The sequence below is a fragment of the Variovorax paradoxus genome (genome assembly GCA_016806145.1).
GTDB lineage: Bacteria > Pseudomonadota > Gammaproteobacteria > Burkholderiales > Burkholderiaceae_C > Variovorax.
This window is the reverse complement of the sequence record CP063166.1, coordinates 3,789,325-3,805,818: the sequence shown is the minus strand read 5'-3', so window position 1 is coordinate 3,805,818 and position 16,494 is coordinate 3,789,325. Positions and strand designations below refer to the sequence as shown.

19 protein-coding genes are annotated in these 16,494 nt (G+C 69.7%); 12 read left to right on the top strand and 7 right to left on the bottom strand.

Annotated elements, in window-relative coordinates; all coding sequences use genetic code 11:
* The first annotated feature begins 123 nt into the window (after nt 1–123).
* The gene (locus INQ48_17820) at nt 124–1,311 is read left to right on the top strand and encodes a substrate-binding domain-containing protein (GenBank protein QRF55270.1); all 1,188 of its coding nucleotides are present in this window, start codon (nt 124–126) and stop codon (nt 1,309–1,311) included.
* Here INQ48_17820 and INQ48_17815 read toward each other — a convergent pair.
* Nucleotides 1,295–1,531 carry a hypothetical protein gene (locus tag INQ48_17815; GenBank protein ID QRF60972.1) on the bottom strand — a complete coding sequence of 79 codons (237 nt, stop codon included), beginning with the start codon at nt 1,529–1,531 and terminating at the stop codon, nt 1,295–1,297. The genes INQ48_17820 and INQ48_17815 overlap by 17 nt on opposite strands.
* Between INQ48_17815 and INQ48_17810 the strand changes: the two genes are divergently transcribed.
* The 8 genes from INQ48_17810 to INQ48_17775 all read left to right on the top strand — a co-directional run bounded on the left by INQ48_17810 (nt 1,494) and on the right by INQ48_17775 (nt 8,428).
* Nucleotides 1,494–2,954 (top strand): hypothetical protein, encoded by a 1,461-nt coding sequence (locus INQ48_17810; protein QRF55269.1) that lies wholly within the window; start codon nt 1,494–1,496, stop codon nt 2,952–2,954. The genes INQ48_17815 and INQ48_17810 overlap by 38 nt on opposite strands.
* 45 nt (nt 2,955–2,999) lie before the next feature.
* Nucleotides 3,000–3,767 carry an ABC transporter ATP-binding protein gene (locus INQ48_17805; protein QRF55268.1) on the top strand — a complete coding sequence of 256 codons (768 nt, stop codon included), beginning with the start codon at nt 3,000–3,002 and terminating at the stop codon, nt 3,765–3,767.
* Nucleotides 3,764–4,489 (top strand): ABC transporter ATP-binding protein, encoded by a 726-nt coding sequence (locus INQ48_17800; protein QRF55267.1) that lies wholly within the window; start codon nt 3,764–3,766, stop codon nt 4,487–4,489. The genes INQ48_17805 and INQ48_17800 overlap by 4 nt, the downstream gene beginning before the upstream one ends.
* On the top strand, nt 4,486–5,466 hold the full coding sequence (locus INQ48_17795) for a branched-chain amino acid ABC transporter permease (protein QRF55266.1): 981 nt from the start codon (nt 4,486–4,488) through the stop codon (nt 5,464–5,466). Before INQ48_17800 ends, INQ48_17795 begins: the two co-directional genes overlap by 4 nt.
* A gap of 10 nt (nt 5,467–5,476) precedes the next feature.
* Entirely contained in the window at nt 5,477–6,553 is a 1,077-nt protein-coding gene (locus INQ48_17790; protein ID QRF55265.1) for a branched-chain amino acid ABC transporter permease, read from the top strand.
* A gap of 8 nt (nt 6,554–6,561) precedes the next feature.
* Nucleotides 6,562–7,452: an alpha/beta fold hydrolase gene (locus tag INQ48_17785; GenBank protein ID QRF55264.1), complete on the top strand. Its 891-nt coding sequence runs from the start codon at nt 6,562–6,564 to the stop codon at nt 7,450–7,452.
* 66 nt (nt 7,453–7,518) lie between these two features.
* A complete protein-coding gene (locus INQ48_17780) occupies nt 7,519–8,025 on the top strand; it encodes a DUF1993 domain-containing protein (GenBank protein ID QRF55263.1) in 507 nt (168 codons plus the stop codon).
* A complete protein-coding gene (locus tag INQ48_17775; GenBank protein ID QRF60780.1) occupies nt 8,009–8,428 on the top strand; it encodes a redoxin domain-containing protein in 420 nt (139 codons plus the stop codon). Before INQ48_17780 ends, INQ48_17775 begins: the two co-directional genes overlap by 17 nt.
* On the opposite strand, the gene INQ48_17770 is transcribed toward INQ48_17775, so the two are convergent.
* A complete protein-coding gene (locus INQ48_17770; GenBank protein ID QRF55262.1) occupies nt 8,352–9,374 on the bottom strand; it encodes a ferrochelatase in 1,023 nt (340 codons plus the stop codon). The two genes, INQ48_17775 and INQ48_17770, sit on opposite strands and share 77 nt — an antisense overlap.
* Before the next feature lie 15 nt (nt 9,375–9,389).
* On the opposite strand from INQ48_17770, the gene INQ48_17765 reads away from it, so the two are divergent.
* Nucleotides 9,390–10,121 (top strand): HAD-IA family hydrolase, encoded by a 732-nt coding sequence (locus tag INQ48_17765; protein ID QRF55261.1) that lies wholly within the window; start codon nt 9,390–9,392, stop codon nt 10,119–10,121.
* 3 nt (nt 10,122–10,124) lie between these two features.
* Here INQ48_17765 and INQ48_17760 read toward each other — a convergent pair whose 3' ends face one another.
* The gene (locus INQ48_17760) at nt 10,125–10,430 is read right to left on the bottom strand and encodes an NIPSNAP family protein (protein QRF55260.1); all 306 of its coding nucleotides are present in this window, start codon (nt 10,428–10,430) and stop codon (nt 10,125–10,127) included.
* Nucleotides 10,431–10,554: 124 nt separating this feature from the next.
* Here INQ48_17760 and INQ48_17755 point away from each other — a divergent pair, with 124 nt between their 5' ends.
* Nucleotides 10,555–11,199: a LysE family translocator gene (locus INQ48_17755; GenBank protein ID QRF55259.1), complete on the top strand. Its 645-nt coding sequence runs from the start codon at nt 10,555–10,557 to the stop codon at nt 11,197–11,199.
* Here the strand turns inward: INQ48_17755 and INQ48_17750 are convergent.
* The 4 genes from INQ48_17750 to hpnC are packed head-to-tail and all read right to left on the bottom strand — an operon-like array spanning nt 11,196 to nt 14,573.
* Nucleotides 11,196–11,501 (bottom strand): hypothetical protein, encoded by a 306-nt coding sequence (locus INQ48_17750; protein ID QRF55258.1) that lies wholly within the window; start codon nt 11,499–11,501, stop codon nt 11,196–11,198. The two genes, INQ48_17755 and INQ48_17750, sit on opposite strands and share 4 nt — an antisense overlap.
* The gene (locus INQ48_17745; GenBank protein ID QRF55257.1) at nt 11,498–12,751 is read right to left on the bottom strand and encodes an FAD-dependent oxidoreductase; all 1,254 of its coding nucleotides are present in this window, start codon (nt 12,749–12,751) and stop codon (nt 11,498–11,500) included. Before INQ48_17745 ends, INQ48_17750 begins: the two co-directional genes overlap by 4 nt.
* Nucleotides 12,748–13,587 (bottom strand): presqualene diphosphate synthase HpnD, encoded by an 840-nt coding sequence (hpnD, locus tag INQ48_17740; GenBank protein QRF55256.1) that lies wholly within the window; start codon nt 13,585–13,587, stop codon nt 12,748–12,750. The genes INQ48_17745 and hpnD overlap by 4 nt, the downstream gene beginning before the upstream one ends.
* A complete protein-coding gene (gene hpnC, locus INQ48_17735; GenBank protein QRF55255.1) occupies nt 13,584–14,573 on the bottom strand; it encodes a squalene synthase HpnC in 990 nt (329 codons plus the stop codon). Before hpnC ends, hpnD begins: the two co-directional genes overlap by 4 nt.
* A 67-nt stretch (nt 14,574–14,640) precedes the next feature.
* Between hpnC and INQ48_17730 the strand changes: the two genes are divergently transcribed.
* On the top strand, nt 14,641–16,485 hold the full coding sequence (locus INQ48_17730) for a potassium transporter Kup (GenBank protein ID QRF60779.1): 1,845 nt from the start codon (nt 14,641–14,643) through the stop codon (nt 16,483–16,485).
* Nucleotides 16,486–16,494 lie beyond the last annotated feature (9 nt).

Here is a 16,494-nt window from a genome sequence, read left to right as displayed (position 1 = left end):
ACGACAACTGTTCTGAATTCAGCCGAATCGCGCTTTCTCCGAATGGAGAAACCTTTGTTATCAACGGCTTAGCGCGTGGCACGAAGTGTGCAATATTCAGTCATCTTTATCAGGAGACAACGAATGAACCGTCGCCACCTCGTCGCCCTGGCCGCGCTCGCCGCCTGCGCTGCCGCCGCACCCGCCTGGGCCCAGTCCGGGGAGATCCGCATCGCCCACATCTACAGCAAGACCGGCGCGCTCGAGGCCTACGGCAAGCAGACGCAGACCGGCTTCATGATGGGCCTGAACTACGCCACCGAGGGCACGATGACCGTCGCGGGCAAGAAGCTGGTCGTGATCGAGAAGGACGACCAGGGCAAGCCCGACCTCGGCAAGTCGCTGCTGGCCGCGGCCTATTCCGACGACAAGGCCGCGCTGGCCGTCGGCCCGACCGCCTCGGGCGTGGCGCTGGCGATGCTGCCGGTGGCCGAGGAGTACAAGAAGATCCTGCTGGTCGAGCCCGCCGTGGCCGACTCGATCACCGGCGACAAGTGGAACAAGTACATCTTCCGCACCGGCCGCAATTCGAGCCAGGACGCGATCTCCAACGCGGTGGCCGTCGACAAGGCCGGCGTGACCGTCGCCACGCTGGCGCAGGACAACGCCTTCGGCCGCGACGGCGTGAAGGCCTTCGGTGCCGCGCTCAAGAAGGCCAAGCTGGTCCACGAGGAGTACCTGCCGCCCGCCACCACCGACTTCACGGCCGGCGCCCAGCGCCTGATCGACAAGCTCAAGGACCAGCCGGGCCGCAAGATCATCTGGATCGTCTGGGCCGGCGCGGGCAACCCGTTCAAGATCGTCGACCTCGACCTCAAGCGCTACGGCATCGAGATCGCCACCGGCGGCAACATCCTGCCGGCCATGGCGGCCTACAAGGCGCTGCCGGGCATGGAAGGCGCGGCCTACTACTACTTCGGCATTCCGAAGAACCCGGTGAACGAGGCGATGGTCGCGGCGCACTACAAGGAATTCAAGACGCCGCCGGACTTCTTCACGGCCGGCGGCTTCTCGGCCGCGATGGCGGTGGTGACGGCGCTCAAGAAGACCAACGGCGACACCAACACCAACAAGCTCATCAGCACGATGGAAGGCATGAGCTTCGACACGCCCAAGGGCAAGATGACCTTCCGCAAGGAAGACCACCAGGCGATGCAGTCGATGTACCACTTCAAGATCAAGGTCGACCCGGCGTTCGCCTGGGGCGTGCCGGAGCTGGTGCACGAGATCAAGCCCGAAGAGATGGACATCCCGATCAAGAACAAGCGCTGAGTCCGGCGCTTCCCGCCACCCGGGCGCGGCGCCTGAGCGCCGCCCCACCTTCTTCTTTCTCTTTCGCCCCGGATGGCCGCCGGGCGAAGCGCCAGCCTGCGTCCGCGCGGGCGGCGCGCTCCACGGCCGAGTCCTCGATCAGCCAAGCAGCGTTCTTACACCCATAACGGAAGGAGACAGCGATGCCAGCGATGAATTGGAACTGGAAGAGATTGGCCATGGCCGCGGCCATGGCGGTGGCCGCGCAGGGCGCGGCGGCGGCGGTGCCGCTGCCGGCGCTCGGCGCGAACCCGGCGGAGGTCAGCGTGTCCGGCCTGTCGGCCGGCGGCTTCATGGCGGTGCAACTGCACGTGGCGTATTCGGCCACCTTCAAGCGCGGCGCCGGCGTGGTGGCCGGCGGCCCGTACTACTGCGCCGAAGGCTCGGTGCTCAACGCCACCGGCCGCTGCATGACGCATGCGAGCAGCATCCCGGTGTCCACGCTCGTGAGCACCACCAACAGCTGGGCCGCCAGCGGCGCGATCGACCCGGTGTCGAACCTCACGGGCTCGAAGGTCTACCTGTTCTCGGGCACCTCCGACAACACGGTCAAGCAGCCGGTGATGGACGACCTCAAGACCTACTACCAGAGCTTCGTGCCGGCCGCCAACACGGTCTACAAGAACAACCTCGGCGCGGGCCATGCGATGGTCACCGACGACTACGGCGGCGCCTGCGCCACCACGGCCTCGCCCTACATCAACAACTGCGGCTTCGATCTCGCGGGCGAGATCCTCAAGCACCTCTACGGCCCGCTCAACGCGCGCAACAACGGCACCCTGGGTGGCAGCTTCACCGAGTTCAACCAGGGCGAGTTCTCGGGCGGCTCGGGCATGGCGGCCACCGGCTGGCTCTACACGCCCGCGGCCTGCGCGGCCGGCAGCGGCAACAGCTGCCGCGTGCACGTGGTGCTGCACGGCTGCAAGCAGAACTACACGGACGTGGGCGACCAGTACGTGAAGAAGACCGGCTACAACCGCTGGGCCGACACCAACAACATCGTGCTGGTCTATCCGCAGACCAGCACCGCGGCCACCAACAGCTGCTGGGACTGGTGGGGCTACGGCAGCGTCAACTACGCCAAGAAGTCCGGCCCGCAGATGGCGGCCGTCAAGGCCATGGTCGACCGCGTGACCGGCGGCGGAGGCGGCAGCGCGCTGCCCGCGCCCACCGGCGTGGGCACCTCGGGCGCGACCAGCACCAGCATGGTCATCGGCTGGACCGCCGTGGCCGGCGCCAGCGGCTACAACGTCTACCGCGGCGGCAGCAAGGTCAACGCCTCGCCGGTGACCGGCACCAGCTACACCGACACCGGCCTGGCACCCTCGACCAGCTACAGCTGGACCGTGACCGGCCTCACCGCGGCCAATGCCGAGGGCGCGATGTCGACCGCCGCCACCGGCACCACCACCGGCGGCAGCGGCGGCGGCGGCACCTGCTTCACCGCGAGCAACTACGCCCACACCGTGGCCGGCCGCGCCTATGCGCTGTGGGGCCTGACCTATGCCTACGGCTCGGGGCAATCGATGGGCCTGTGGAACATCTACGTGACCACCACGCTGAAGCAGACCGGCCCCAACTACTACGTGATCGGCAGCTGTTGAGGCCGGTCGACCTTCCTGGATTTTTCGTTTTCGCAATGACCAACGATGCTTGAGACCCGAGATCTGACCATCCGCTTCGGCGGGCACGTGGCCGTCAATGGCGTGAGCTGCGCATTCGCGCCGGGCACGCTGACGGCCATCGTCGGCCCGAACGGCGCGGGCAAGACCACCTACTTCAACCTGATCTCGGGCCAGCTCAAGGCGAGCGCGGGCACGGTGTCGCTCGACGGCCAGCCGCTGTCGGGGCTGTCGCCGTCGGCCCGCACCCGCGCCGGGCTGGGGCGGGCCTTCCAGCTCACCAACCTGTTCCCCAACCTCACGGTGCTGGAGAACGTGCGCCTCGCGGTGCAGGCCACGCGCGAGGGCGCGCACCGCCGCGGGCTCAACCTCTGGAGCATCTGGAGCGACCATGCGGCGCTGACCGCGCGCGCCGACGAGCTGCTGGCGCAGACCAACCTCAAGTCGCGCGAGCATGCCACCGTGGCCAGCCTGCCGCACGGCGACCAGCGCAAGCTCGAGGTGGCGCTGCTGATGGCGCTCGAGCCCAAGGTCTTCATGTTCGACGAGCCCACGGCCGGCATGAACGCGGCCGAGGCGCCCGTGATCCTCGACCTGATCCGCCAGCTCAAGCAGGACCGCAGCAAGACCATCCTGCTGGTCGAGCACAAGATGGACGTGGTGCGCGAGCTCGCCGACCGCATCATCGTGCTGCACAACGGCACCCTGGTGGCCGACGGCGATCCGGCCACCGTGATCGCCTCGCCGGTGGTGCAGGAAGCCTACCTGGGCATCGCGAAGGAGGCCACGGCATGAGCACGAACCTGCTGAGCCTCGAGGGCGTGCACACGCACATCGGGGCCTATCACATCCTGCACGGCGTCGACCTCGCCGTGCCCAAGGGCCAGCTCACGATGCTGCTGGGCCGCAACGGCGCGGGCAAGACCACCACCCTGCGCACCGTCATGGGCCTGTGGCATGCGTCGCAGGGCAGGGTGCGCTTCGGCGAGCGCGACATCACGGCCCTGCGCACGCCGCAGATCGCCGAGCTGGGCATTGCCTACGTGCCCGAGAACATGGGCATCTTCTCCGACCTCACGGTGAAGGAGAACATGCTGCTGGCCGCGCGCGGCGCGAAGAACGCGCAGCAGATGGACGACACGCGCCTGCAATGGATCTTCAAGCTGTTCCCCGCGGTCGAGAAGTTCTGGAACCACCCGGCGGGCAAGCTCTCGGGCGGGCAGAAGCAGATGCTGGCCGTGTCGCGCGCCATCGTCGAGCCGCGCGAGCTGCTGATCGTCGACGAGCCCAGCAAGGGCCTCGCGCCGGCCATCATCAACAACATGATCGACGCCTTCGACGAGCTCAAGCGCAGCGGCGTCACGATCCTGCTGGTGGAACAGAACATCAACTTCGCGCTGCGCCTCGGCGACGCGGTCGCGGTGATGGACAACGGGCGCGTGGTGCACAGCGGCTCGATGGCGGCCTTCGCGGCCGATGCGCAACTGCAGCAGTCGCTGCTGGGACTCGCCCTATGAAAATCGAATTCGACTGGAAGCCGCTGCTGCTGGTGCCCGTCCTCGCGCTGGTCGCGCTGCCGCTCACGGGCTCGTTCTCGACCTGGCTCACGCTCACGGTCGCGGGGCTCGCGATGGGCATGATCATCTTCATCATCGCCTCGGGCCTCACCCTGGTGTTCGGCCTGATGGACGTGCTGAACTTCGGCCATGGCGTGTTCATCGCGCTGGGCGCCTTCGTGGCCAGCAGCGTGCTCGGCCTGATGGGCGACTGGACCGGCTCGCAGGAACTGTGGCGCAACCTGGTGGCGGTCTTCCCGGCCATGCTGGTCGCGATGGCGGTGGCCGGCGCGGTCGGCCTGGCCTTCGAGCGCTTCATCGTGCGGCCGGTCTACGGCCAGCACCTGAAGCAGATCCTCATCACGATGGGCGGCATGATCATCGGCGAGGAACTGATCAAGGTGATCTGGGGCCCGGCGCAGGTTCCGCTGCCGCTGCCCGAGGCGCTGCGCGGCTCGCTGCTGGTGGGCGACGCGGCGATCAGCAAGTACCGGCTGCTCGCGGTGGCGGTGGGCGTGGTGGTGTTCGGCCTGCTGGCCTGGACCCTGAGCCGCACCAAGATCGGCCTGCTGATCCGCGCGGGCGTGCAGGACCGCGAGATGGTCGAGTCGCTCGGCTACCGCATCGGCCGTTTGTTCGTCGGCGTGTTCGTGGTCGGCAGCGCGCTGGCCGGGCTGGGCGGCGTGATGTGGGGCCTGTTCCAGCAGAACCTGGTGCCGCAGATGGGCGCGCAGGTCAACGTGCTGATCTTCATCGTCATCATCATCGGCGGCCTGGGCTCCACCGGCGGCGCGCTGCTCGGTGCGCTGCTCGTCGGGCTGATGACCAACTACATCGGCTTCGTGCTGCCCACGCTCACGCAGTTCGCGAGCATCTTCCTGATGGTGGCGGTGCTGCTGTGGCGTCCGCAGGGCGTGTATCCGGTGGCGAACCGCTGAGGACCGAGCCATGTTCCTGAAACGACTCCTCTCCAACGACATGCCCCGGAGCCGCCTGCTGGCCGTGCTGCTGGTGGCGCTGTTCCTCGCACTGGCCTTCGCGCCCTTCCTGTTCCCGGGCGTGAAGGCGCTCAGCGTCGCGGCCAAGATCCTGGTGTTCGTCGTGCTGGTCGCGAGCTTCGACCTGCTCTTGGGCTACACGGGCATCGTGAGCTTCGCCCACACCATGTTCTTCGGCATCGGCGCCTACGGCATCGCGATCTCGGCCTCGCGGCTCGGGCCCGACTGGGGCGCGGTGCTGCTGGGCCTGGGCGCCTCGCTCGCGGTCTCGCTGGTGCTCTCGTTCGCCATCGGCCTGTTCTCGCTGCGGGTGCGCGCGATCTTCTTCGCGATGATCACGCTGGCCGTGGCCTCGGCCTTCCAGACCCTGGCCTCGCAGCTGTCGGACTTCACCGGCGGCGAGGACGGCCTGACCTTCAAGCTGCCCGAGCTGATCTCGCCGAGCTTCGAGTTCGCGGAGGAACCCTTCCTCGGCGTCTCGCTCGACGGGCGCCTGCTGTGCTACTACCTGCTGTTCGTGGCGGCCGTGGTGCTGGTGCTGGCGATGCTGCGCATCGTCAACTCGCCCTTCGGCCGCGTGCTGCAGGCGATCCGCGAGAACGAGTTTCGCGCCGAGGCGATCGGCTACCGCGTGGTGGTCTACCGCACCACGGCCGCGGTGCTGTCGGCGCTGTTCGCCACGCTGGCCGGCGCCATGCTCGCGATCTGGCTGCGCTACAACGGCCCCGACACCTCGCTGAGCTTCGAGATCATGGTCGACGTGCTGCTGATCGTGGTGATCGGCGGCATGGGCACGATCTACGGCGCGGCTATCGGCGCCGTGCTGTTCGTGGTCGCGCAGAGCTATCTGCAGGATCTGCTGCGCATGGGCAGCGAGGCCGCGAGCGGCCTGCCGTGGCTGGCGGCGCTGCTGTCGCCTGACCGCTGGCTGCTGTGGCTCGGCGTGCTGTTCGTGCTGTCCGTCTATTACTTCCCCACCGGCATCGTCGGCAAGCTGCGGGCCCGCCGCGCCAGCGCCGCGCGATGAGCGACCTCATGACTTCCCGCATCGTTCCTTCCTCCCACTACGCACGGCTCGCGGGCCGCGAGATCCACTGGCTCGACTGGCCCACGGCCGAACCCGACCCGCAGGTGCTGATCGCCTGGCACGGCCTGGCGCGCACCGGCCGCGACATGGACGAGCTGGCCGAGCACTTCGCCGCGCGCGGCTTCCGCGTGATCTGCCCCGACACCATCGGCCGCGGCCTGAGCCAGTGGAGCCCGCTGCCCGACGAGGAGTACCGGCTCGCGTTCTATGCGCAACTGGCCGAGGCGCTGTGCGACGAGCTGCAGCTCGAGCGCGTGCACTGGGTCGGCACCTCGATGGGTGGCGCGATCGGCACCGTCTGCGCCGCGGGCCTGTTCGCGTCGCGCATGAAGGCGCGCATTGCGAGCCTGGTGCTCAACGACAACGCGCCCGAGCTCGCACAGGCCGCGATCGAGCGCATCCGCGCCTATGCCGGCAACCCGCCGGCCTTCGACACGGTGAGCGAGCTCGAGACCTTCTTCCGTGGCGTCTACAAGCCCTATGGCTGGCTCAGCGATGCGCAGTGGCGCCGGCTCGCCGAGACCTCGACGCGCCGGCTGCCCGACGGCCGCGTCACACCGCACTACGACCCGGCCATGGTGCGCCAGTTCAGCACGCGTGAGGACGACTACCTGATCTGGCCGCACTACGACGCCATCGAGGCGCCGGTGCTGTGCCTGCGCGGCGCCGAGTCCGACCTGGTGCTGCCCGAGGTGGTCGAGGCCATGCGGCATCGCGGCCCGGGCGCGGCGGGACGGCTCGAGGTGGTCGAGATCCAGGGCTGCGGCCACGCGCCCGCGCTCAACGTGCCCGAACAACTGGAGTGCATCGAAGGGTTTATTCGCGCCGCCGGCCGCTGAGGGGACGGCGGCCTCCACAATCGCCGCCGGTCATCACCCACAGCAACACACAGAGGCATTCGCACCATGGCGCTTTCGATGTACGACATTTCCGTGCCGGTCTTCACCCGCGGGCTGGCCCAGCTCCGCCACGTGCTCGGCAAGGGCCTGGCCCATGCGCAGGCCAACGGCATCGATCCCTCGACCCTGGTCGATGCGCGCCTCGCGCCCGACATGCTCACGCTGGCCGGCCAGGTGCAGCGCGCGAGCGATGCCTGCAAGCTCGGCACCGCGCGCATCGCGGGCGTGACCGCGCCCAGCTTCCCCGACGAGGAGAAGAGCTACGACGAGCTGTTGGTGCGCATCGCGAAGACCGAGGAGTTCCTGCTCGGCGTGGACCGCGCGCAGATCGACGGCCACGAGGACCGCCCGGTGGTCATCACCGCGCGCGGCACCGAGGTGCATTTCACCGCGCAGCGCTACCTGTTGCAGTTCGCGCTGCCCAACTTCTTCTTCCACGCCACCACCGCCTACGACGTGCTGCGCAACGCCGGCGTGCCGGTGGGCAAGATGGACTATCTCGGCAAGTTCTGATGCCGCGAAGGGCGGCGGCCTTCACGCCGCCCGCATCGACCAGTGGCTCCACCCGGAGCCGCTCACCCTGCAGGGGCTGGCCGGCAAGGTGGTGCTGGTCGATTTCTGGACCTACTCCTGCATCCACTGCGTCCGCACGCTGCCGCACGTGGTGCGCTGGTACGAGAAGTACAGGGACCCGGGCTTCGTGGCGGTGGGCGTGCATTCGCCCGAGTTCGCCTACGAGAAGTCCACGCGCAACGTGCAGGACGCGATCCAGCGCTTCGGCATCCGCTACCCGGTGGCGCAGGACAACGGCTTCACCACCTGGAAGGCCTGCGACAAACTCAGCGGGTGTTCCAGCCCGCGAGATGCCGCTCGGCGATGTCGGCGAGCGCGTCGATCCAGGCCGGGCCGTCGTTAAGGCAGGGGATGTAGCTGAACTGCTCGCCGCCCGCATGCAGGAAGGCCTCGCGGCCTTCCATCGCGATCTCTTCGAGCGTTTCGAGGCAGTCGGCCGGGAAGCCGGGGCAGGCCACGTCGACGCGCTTCACGCCCGCGGCGCCGAGTTCGCGCAGCGTGGGTTCGGTGTAGGGCTCGAGCCACTTCGCCTTGCCGAAGCGCGACTGGAAGGTCACGCGGTACTGCGCGGGCGCGAGGCCCAGGCGCGCGGTGAGCAGGCGCGCGGTCTCGAGGCACTGCGATTGGTAGGGATCGCCGAGCTCGATGTTGCGCGCGGGAATGCCGTGGAAGCTCAGCAGCAGCACCTCGCCGCGGCCCTGGTCCTGCCAGTGCGCCTCGATGCGCCCTGCGAGCGCCGCGATGTAGCCGGGGTCGTCGTGGAACTGGTTGACGAAGCGGAACTCGGGCACGCTGCGCTGCGTGCGGCTCCAGTCGTTGACGGCGTCGATCACGCTCGCGGTGGTGGTGGCCGAGTACTGCGGATAGCCCTGCAGCACGAGCACGCGCTCGACACCCTCGTCCTGCAGCGCATCGAGCCGCGCGCCGATCGAGGGATTGGCATAGCGCATCGCGTCGCGCACCGCCACGCGGTGGCCGCGCCGGCTGAGCGTGTCGCCCAGGCGCTGCGCCTGCCGTTCGCTCCAGACCTTGAGCGGCGAGCCCTCGGGCAGCCAGATGCTCGCGTACTTGGCGGCCGACTTCGCGGGCCGCACGCGCAGGATGATGCCGTGCAGGATCGGCAGCCAGAGCAGGCGCGGGATCTCGACCACGCGCGGGTCGCCGAGGAAGTCCGCGAGATAGCTGCGCACGGCGCTGGCGGTGGGGGCATCGGGCGAACCGAGGTTGCACCAGAGGACGGCGGTGTTGCGGGGGGCGTTGCCGGGGACGGGCGAGGGACTTGGAGGCATGCGATATTCTCGGGCATGACTTCCGACCCCACGGTCCCCGCGAGCAGCGCGCCGCTCGATCTGAAGCGCATCAGCGCCATCACCCTCGACCTCGACGACACCCTCTGGCCGATCTGGCCGACCATCGAACGCGCGGAGGCCGTGCTGCATGCCTGGCTGTTGCGCGAGGCGCCGAAGACGGCCGCCTTGCTCGTCACGCCGGGCGTGCTGCGCGAACTGCGCGAAGCCACGGCCAAGGAGCGTTCCGACCTCGCGCACGACCTGAGCGCGCTGCGCCGCGAATCGATACGCACCGCGCTGCGCCGCGCGGGCGAGGACCCGGCGCTGGCCGATCCGGCCTTCGATGCCTTCTTCGCCGAACGCCAGCGCGTGACGCTCTACGACGATGCGCTGCCCGCGCTCAAGTGGCTCAGCGAACGCTATCCGCTGGTGGCGGTGTCGAACGGCAATGCCGACATCCACAAGACCGGCGTGGGGCGCTGGTTCCGCACCGCCTTCAATGCGCGCGCCTTCGGCAGCGGCAAGCCGCATGCGCCGATCTTCCGCGCGGCCGCGGCCTCGGTCGGCCTGCTGCCCAAGGACGTGCTGCACGTGGGCGACGATGCCGAGCTCGACGTGGTGGGCGCGCTCAATGCCGGCATGCAGGCGGCCTGGCTGGTGCGCGACGAGCGGCCCTGGGTGCATGGCGCGCGGCCGCAACTGATCGTGCCGAACCTGCACGCGCTGTGCGTGGCGCTCGGCGCTTGAGCCTTACCCGAAGACCGGGCGGAAGAAGCTGCGCTCGTAGCTGAGGAAGCAGCGCGTTTCCTCGGCATAGCGGAAGGCGGCCTGGCAGTCGGCGTCCTGCATCGAGTCGGCGCGGTACTGCTCGTAGGCCGCGAGGCTGGGAAAACTGAACATCGCGAGCGCCACGTTGCTGACGCCTTCGGAAGGCAGGAAGTAGCCGTGGTGCTGGCCGCCGAACTTCTCGACCAGCGGGATCCAGAGCTTGCCGTAGTGCTCGAACTCCTCGAGCTTGTAGGGGTCGACGATGTAGCGCAGGTAGCAGGTGACCATGGTGGGGTGAAGGGGGAGGGTGGGCCGTGAGGGCAATTTCCGCCGCGGCTGCGGCGAACGGGTGGCCCGACTATAGTTTTGCTTCCCCGGCCTGCGGCGCGAGCGCGCCGCGCGAAAGCTCCCCATGCATCTGTCCAACTGGCTCCTCTTCTGCGGCGTGACCCTGCTCGTCGCCTTCACGCCCGGCCCCGCGGTGCTGCTGGCGGTGTCGAACTCGATGTCCGTGGGCCCGCGCCGCGCGATGATCAGTTCGCTGGGCAATGCGACCGGGCTCTTCATGGTGTCGGCCGCCGCGATGGCCGGGCTGGGCGTGGTGCTCTCGACCTCGGCCCATGCCTTCATGGTGCTGAAGCTCGCGGGCGCGGCCTACCTGATCTACCTCGGCATCAAGCAGTGGCGCAGCCAGGGCAGCGTGTTCGCCGACCTGCAGGGTGCCTCGGCGGCGGGCTCGTCGCGTTCGAGCTGGCGCCTGTTCGGCCATGGCCTGACGGTGGCGCTGACCAATCCGAAGAGCATCCTGTTCTTCTCGGCGCTGTTCCCGCAGTTCCTCACGCCGGATGCGCCGATCGCCACCCAGTTCGCGGTGCTGACCACCACCTTCGCCGCGGCCTCGGTGCTGTCGCACGCCTTCTACGTGCTGCTCGCGCGCCTGCTGCGCAAGCAGCTGTCGGACCCGCGCCGCACGCGACTGTTCAACAAGGTCTCGGGTGGCGCCTTCGTGCTGCTGGGGCTGAGCCTGCTGCGGCTGCGCAACAAGACGGCCGCTTAATCCAGGCCGAAGCGCTCGCGCAGCGCGGCGCAGAAATCGGCCGTGCCGCTCAGCGAGAAGGCCAGGGTCTCGAAGCGCGCATCGTCGCGCGAGTGCTGCAGGTCATGGTCCCACGTCGCTCCTTCGTCGAGCGCGCCGCGCGCATCGGGAAAGGCGGCCTCGGCCCAGGCCAGCACACGATCGATCTCGGCTTGCACTTCGCCCACGCGCTCGGGCGCGACCGAGGCCATCGCATCGAAGCTGCCATGGCCATCGGCGTCCTCGCTGTAGTCGAAGTCGAGGTAGCGCAGCTCGGTGCTCATGCGGTCATCCTTGCCGCTGCCAGGCCGCTGAGCACCGCGCCCTCGAGCGTGGCGGGGTAGGGGCCTGCCACGTAGTCGCCGCAGGCCAGCAGGCCGGGCGCGATGGTCGCGGGCGGACGGGCCAGCCCGGGCGTGCAGGCAAAGGTCGCACGCTTCTCGACCACGGTCTGCACCACCTGCAGGCCGGCCTGGCCCAGTTGCGCGGCCGCCTGCGCGAGCGCCTGCGTCTCGAGCAGCTCGCGCGGCGTCTCGTTGGCGCTCACGACCATCGCGAGCACGCCCGGCAGGCCGCAGAGCCGGTCCTTGTCGAACACGAACTGGGCCGGTGCCGTGGCGGGGTCGCTGCGCAGGGCGAGCATCGGTTCGGCCAGCGGCGTGGCGCCGCGCAGGTAGATCGTGGCGATGGCCTCGAAGCGCAGTGCTTCGGTAGTCGCGCACCAGGCCTCGGCCGGCAGGCCGCTGGCGCGCACCAGCCGGGCGGCATCCCAGGGCGCGCTGGCCAGCACCACGCGGTCGAAGGCTTCGCCGTCGACGCGCCAGGCCTTCGCCTCGGGCGCGATCGAGCGCACGCGCTGGCCGATGCGCAGGCTTGCGGCATGCGCGCGCAGCCAGGCGAGCGCCGCGTCGGGCAGCAGCGCGCCGAGGTCGGCGCGCGGCAGCAGCAGGTCGGCGCCGCCGCTGCCGCTGAACAGCGCGTCGTGGAGCACGCGCAGGAAGACCTGGCCGCTCGATTGCGCGACGGGGGTGTTGAGCGCCGAGACGCACAGCGGCTCGATCAGCTCCTGCATCACGCGCGGCGTGAGGCCCGTGCAGAGCTCGGCCACGGTGGTGGAGGGGTCGCAGCGAAAGCCCTTGAAACGCCAGCCGATCGCGGTGCGCAGCAGCGCGGACTTGTCGCGCCAGGTCCAGCCGCGCGCCTGGAAGATGCCCGCCAGCAGGTCGAGCGGCGCGGGCAGCCGCGGCAGCTGCAGGCCGCCGCCATCGGCGAAGCGCAGCGACAGCGGCAGGCGCAGCAGCACGCGCTCGGGATCGACGCCGACATCGCGCATCAGCTGCAGCGTGGCGCTGTAGGCGCCGATCAGGATGTGCTGGCCGTTGTCGAGCGCCATGCCGTGCATGTCGTCGACGCGGCGCGCGCGGCCGCCAGCGTTGGGAGCGGCCTCGAACACGGTGACCGCGTGGCCCTGGCGCACGGCCTCGACCGCGCAGGCCAGGCCGGCCCAGCCGGCGCCGACGACCGCCAGCCTCACAGCCGGCCCAGCGCCTGCACCTTCCAGGCCAGCCACAGCTTGCGCACGGGCGTGAGGCTCACGCGCTGGTTCAGCACCTGGAAGTCGTCGCGCTCGATCTCGCGCAGCAGGGTGCGGTAGATGCTGGCCATCATCAGGCCGGGCTTCTGCGCGCGGCGGTCGGCCGCGGGCAGCAGCGCCAGCGCCTCGTCGTAGGCGGCATGGGCGCGCTGGGCCTGGAACTTCATCAGCGCGACGAAGCGCTCGGAATGCACGCGGTTGAGGATCTCGTGCGCCTTGACCTCGTGCTTCTGCAGGTCGTTGACCGGCAGGTAGATGCGACCGCGCAGGGCGTCCTCGCCCACGTCGCGAATGATGTTGGTGAGCTGCAGCGCGAGGCCGAGCTTGTGCGCGTAGGCGGTGGTCTGCGCCTCGGTCTGGCCGAAGATGCGCGCCGCCACCTCGCCCACCACGCCCGCCACCAGGTGGCAGTAGCGCGCGAGGCCGGGGAAGTCGAGGTAGCGGGTCTGCTCGAGGTCCATCTGGCAGCCCTCGATGACCTGGTCGAGCTGGCGTGCCTCGATGCCGTAGGCGGCCACGTGCGGCATCAGCGCCTGCATCACCGGATGGTGCGGCGTGCCCGCGAAGGCCTGGGCGATCTCGGTGCGCCACCAGGCGAGCTTGGTGGCGGCCACGCCGGGGTCGCTGACCTCGTCGACCACGTCGTCGACCTCGCGGCAGAAGGCGTAGAAGGCGGTGATGGCCGCGCGCCGCGGCTTGGGAAGGAACAGGAAGGCGTAATAGAAACTGCTGCCCGAGGCGGCGGCCTTGTCTTGCACGTATTGCTCGGGATTCATCGGGAGGGCGCTGCGTTCATGGGCCGTGATTGTCTCCGCATCCGCAGCGCCTTCCAGAGCAGCACGGGCGCATCGGCCTTGCCGATCGTGGGCCGCTGCGTGAAGGTGTCGAAGCCCAGGTCCTCGATCTTGTCGAGGATGCGCAGGCCGCCCTGCACGACCAGGCGCAGCTCCCAGCCGGCGCGTCCCGGCAGGCGGTGCACCAGCGGCGCGCCCTGCTGCATCAGCTCGCGGGCCCAGAACGACACCACCGAGATCAGGTTGATGGCCTCCTGCGGCGGCGGGTACGCGGGCGACAGCGGCGCGAACACCTTGAAGTGCTGGCGCGTGAAGCCGCGCCGGGCGCAGTCGGTCAGCGGGAAGTAGAAGCGCCCGCGCGGCAGGTCCACGCTCGGGTCCTGCCAGAAATTGATGAGCTGCAGCGCGCTGCAGATGGCGTCGCTCTGCGCGAGCGAGGGCGCGTCGTTGACGCCGTACAGGTGCAGCAGCAGCCGGCCCACGGGGTTGGCCGAGCGGCGGCAGTAGTCGAGCAGCTCCTCGCGGTCGGCGTAGTCGCTGCCGTCGCGGGTCTTCACGATGTCCTGCATGAAGGCGTCGAGCAGGTCGGCCAGCAGCGTCTCGGGCAGGCCGAAGGTTTCGATGTTGTGGGCCAGCGGGCCGAACACGCCGGCCCAGGGCCCGGCCGGATCGACCCGGCCCTGCGCCGCATCGGCCAGCGCGGCGCGGTAGGCGTGCAGCTCGGCCAGCCGCTGCGCGGGCGTGGCCTGGCCCTCGTCGGCGATGTCGTCGGCCGTGCGCGCGAAGTGGTAGATGGCCGCGATCGGCGCGCGCAGCCGCGGCGGGCACAGCCACGAGGCCACGGGAAAATTCTCGTAGTGCGTCGGGGCGGCGGCGGCGTGGGGGGGAGGGGGCGTCTGGGACACGCTGCGATTGTCAACCAGCGCGGCTATGCTCCCGGCGTCCCCACTCCCGATTCTTGCTCCCATGAATGCACCGGCCAGGACTTCCACCGCGCAAGGCGACGCGGCGCACCCGGCCGGCAAGGGCCTGGTCGTGATCGCGGCGCTCGGCGTCGTGTTCGGCGACATCGGCACCTCGCCGCTGTACGCCTTCAAGGAAACCCTGAATCCCGAGCACGGCGTGCCGTTCTCGCCCGACGCGGTGCTGGGCCTGCTGTCGCTGATCTTCTGGGGCCTCCTGTTCGTGGTGACGCTCAAGTACGTGGTGTTCGTGCTGCGCGCCGACCACGACGGCGAGGGCGGCATCCTGGCGCTGCAGGCGCTGGCGCGCAATGCCGCCGCGCGCATCGGCGCGAAGCCCTGGCTCGGCCACCTGATCGGGCTGCTGGGCCTGGTGGGCGCGGCCATGTTCTACGGCGACAGCCTGATCACGCCCGCGATCTCGGTGCTGTCGGCGGTCGAGGGGCTGGAGGTGCGCGCGCCGATGCTCGAGCGCGCGGTGCTGCCGATCACGGTGGTGATCCTGATCGCGCTGTTCGCGGTGCAGAAGAAGGGCACGGGCGCGGTCGGCAAGGTGTTCGGGCCGGTGATGCTGCTGTGGTTCGTGGTGATCGGCGTGGCCGGGCTGCTGCAGGTGCTGGCCCAGCCGCAGGTGCTGGCGGCGCTCGATCCGCGGCGTGCCGTGCTGTTCCTGGTCGAGCACCGGCTGCAGTCGCTGGCCGTGCTGGGCGCGGTGTTCCTGGCCTTCACCGGCGGCGAGGCGCTCTACGCCGACATGGGCCACTTCGGCGCGCGGCCGATCCGGCTCGCGTGGCTCTTCATCGCGCTGCCGGGGCTGGTGCTCAACTACTTCGGCCAGGGCGCGCTGGTGCTGGCCAATCCGGCGGCGATCGACAACCCGTTCTTCCGGCTCTTTCCGGCCTGGGGCGTGCTGCCGATGGTGCTGCTGGCCGCGATGGCGACGGTGATCGCCTCGCAGGCCGTGATCTCGGGCGCCTTCTCGCTCACGGCGCATGCGATGCGCATGGGCTACCTGCCGCGCATGCGCGTGATCCAGACCTCGGGCACGGCCATCGGCCAGATCTACGTGCCGACCGTCAACTGGCTGCTGATGGTGGGCGTGCTGCTGCTGGTGCTGGGCTTCCGCAGCTCGAGCGCGCTGTCGGCGGCCTACGGCATCGCGGTGTCGATCACCATGGTCACGACCACCCTGCTGGCCGGCATCGTGGCCTGGGGGCTGTGGCGCTGGAACAAGCCGGCGGTGGCGCTGGGCGTGGCGGCCTTCGCGGCTGTCGACCTGACCTTCGTGGTCGCCAACAGCCTCAAGGTGGCCGAGGGCGGCTGGCTCACGCTGGCGGTGGCGGCGGGCGTGATGCTGCTGTTCACCACCTGGGCCAAGGGGCGGCGCCTGGGGCTGGACGCGGCCGCGGCCGAGAGCCTGCCGCTGCGGCCCTTCTTCGAGTCGCTGGCCCACCACATGCCGCACCGGGTGCAGGGCACGGCGGTGTTCCTCAACGTCGACGTGACCTCGGTGCCGCATGCGCTGCTGCACAACCTCAAGCACAACCAGGTGCTGCACGAGCAGGTGATCGTGCTGCGCGTGCTGCCCTGCGACACGCCGCGCGTCGACGCGCGCCTGCGCATCGAGGCCGAGTCGCTGATGACCGGCATCTGGGTCGTGACCGCGCGCCACGGCTTCATGGAGCGGCCCGACGTGCCCGAGTTCATCCGCATCCTGGCCTACCAGAAGACGCTGGCGATCGACTCGATGAAGACCTCGTACTTCGTCTCGCGCGCCTCGGTGGGCGAGGAGAACCTGCCCGGCCTCAACCCGATCCGGCGCGCGCTGTTCGGCTGGCTGCAGCGCAACGCGGGGCGCGCCTCGGATTACTTCGAGCTGCCCGACAACCGGCTGGTGGAAATGGGCCAGCGGACCTGAGCACGGGGC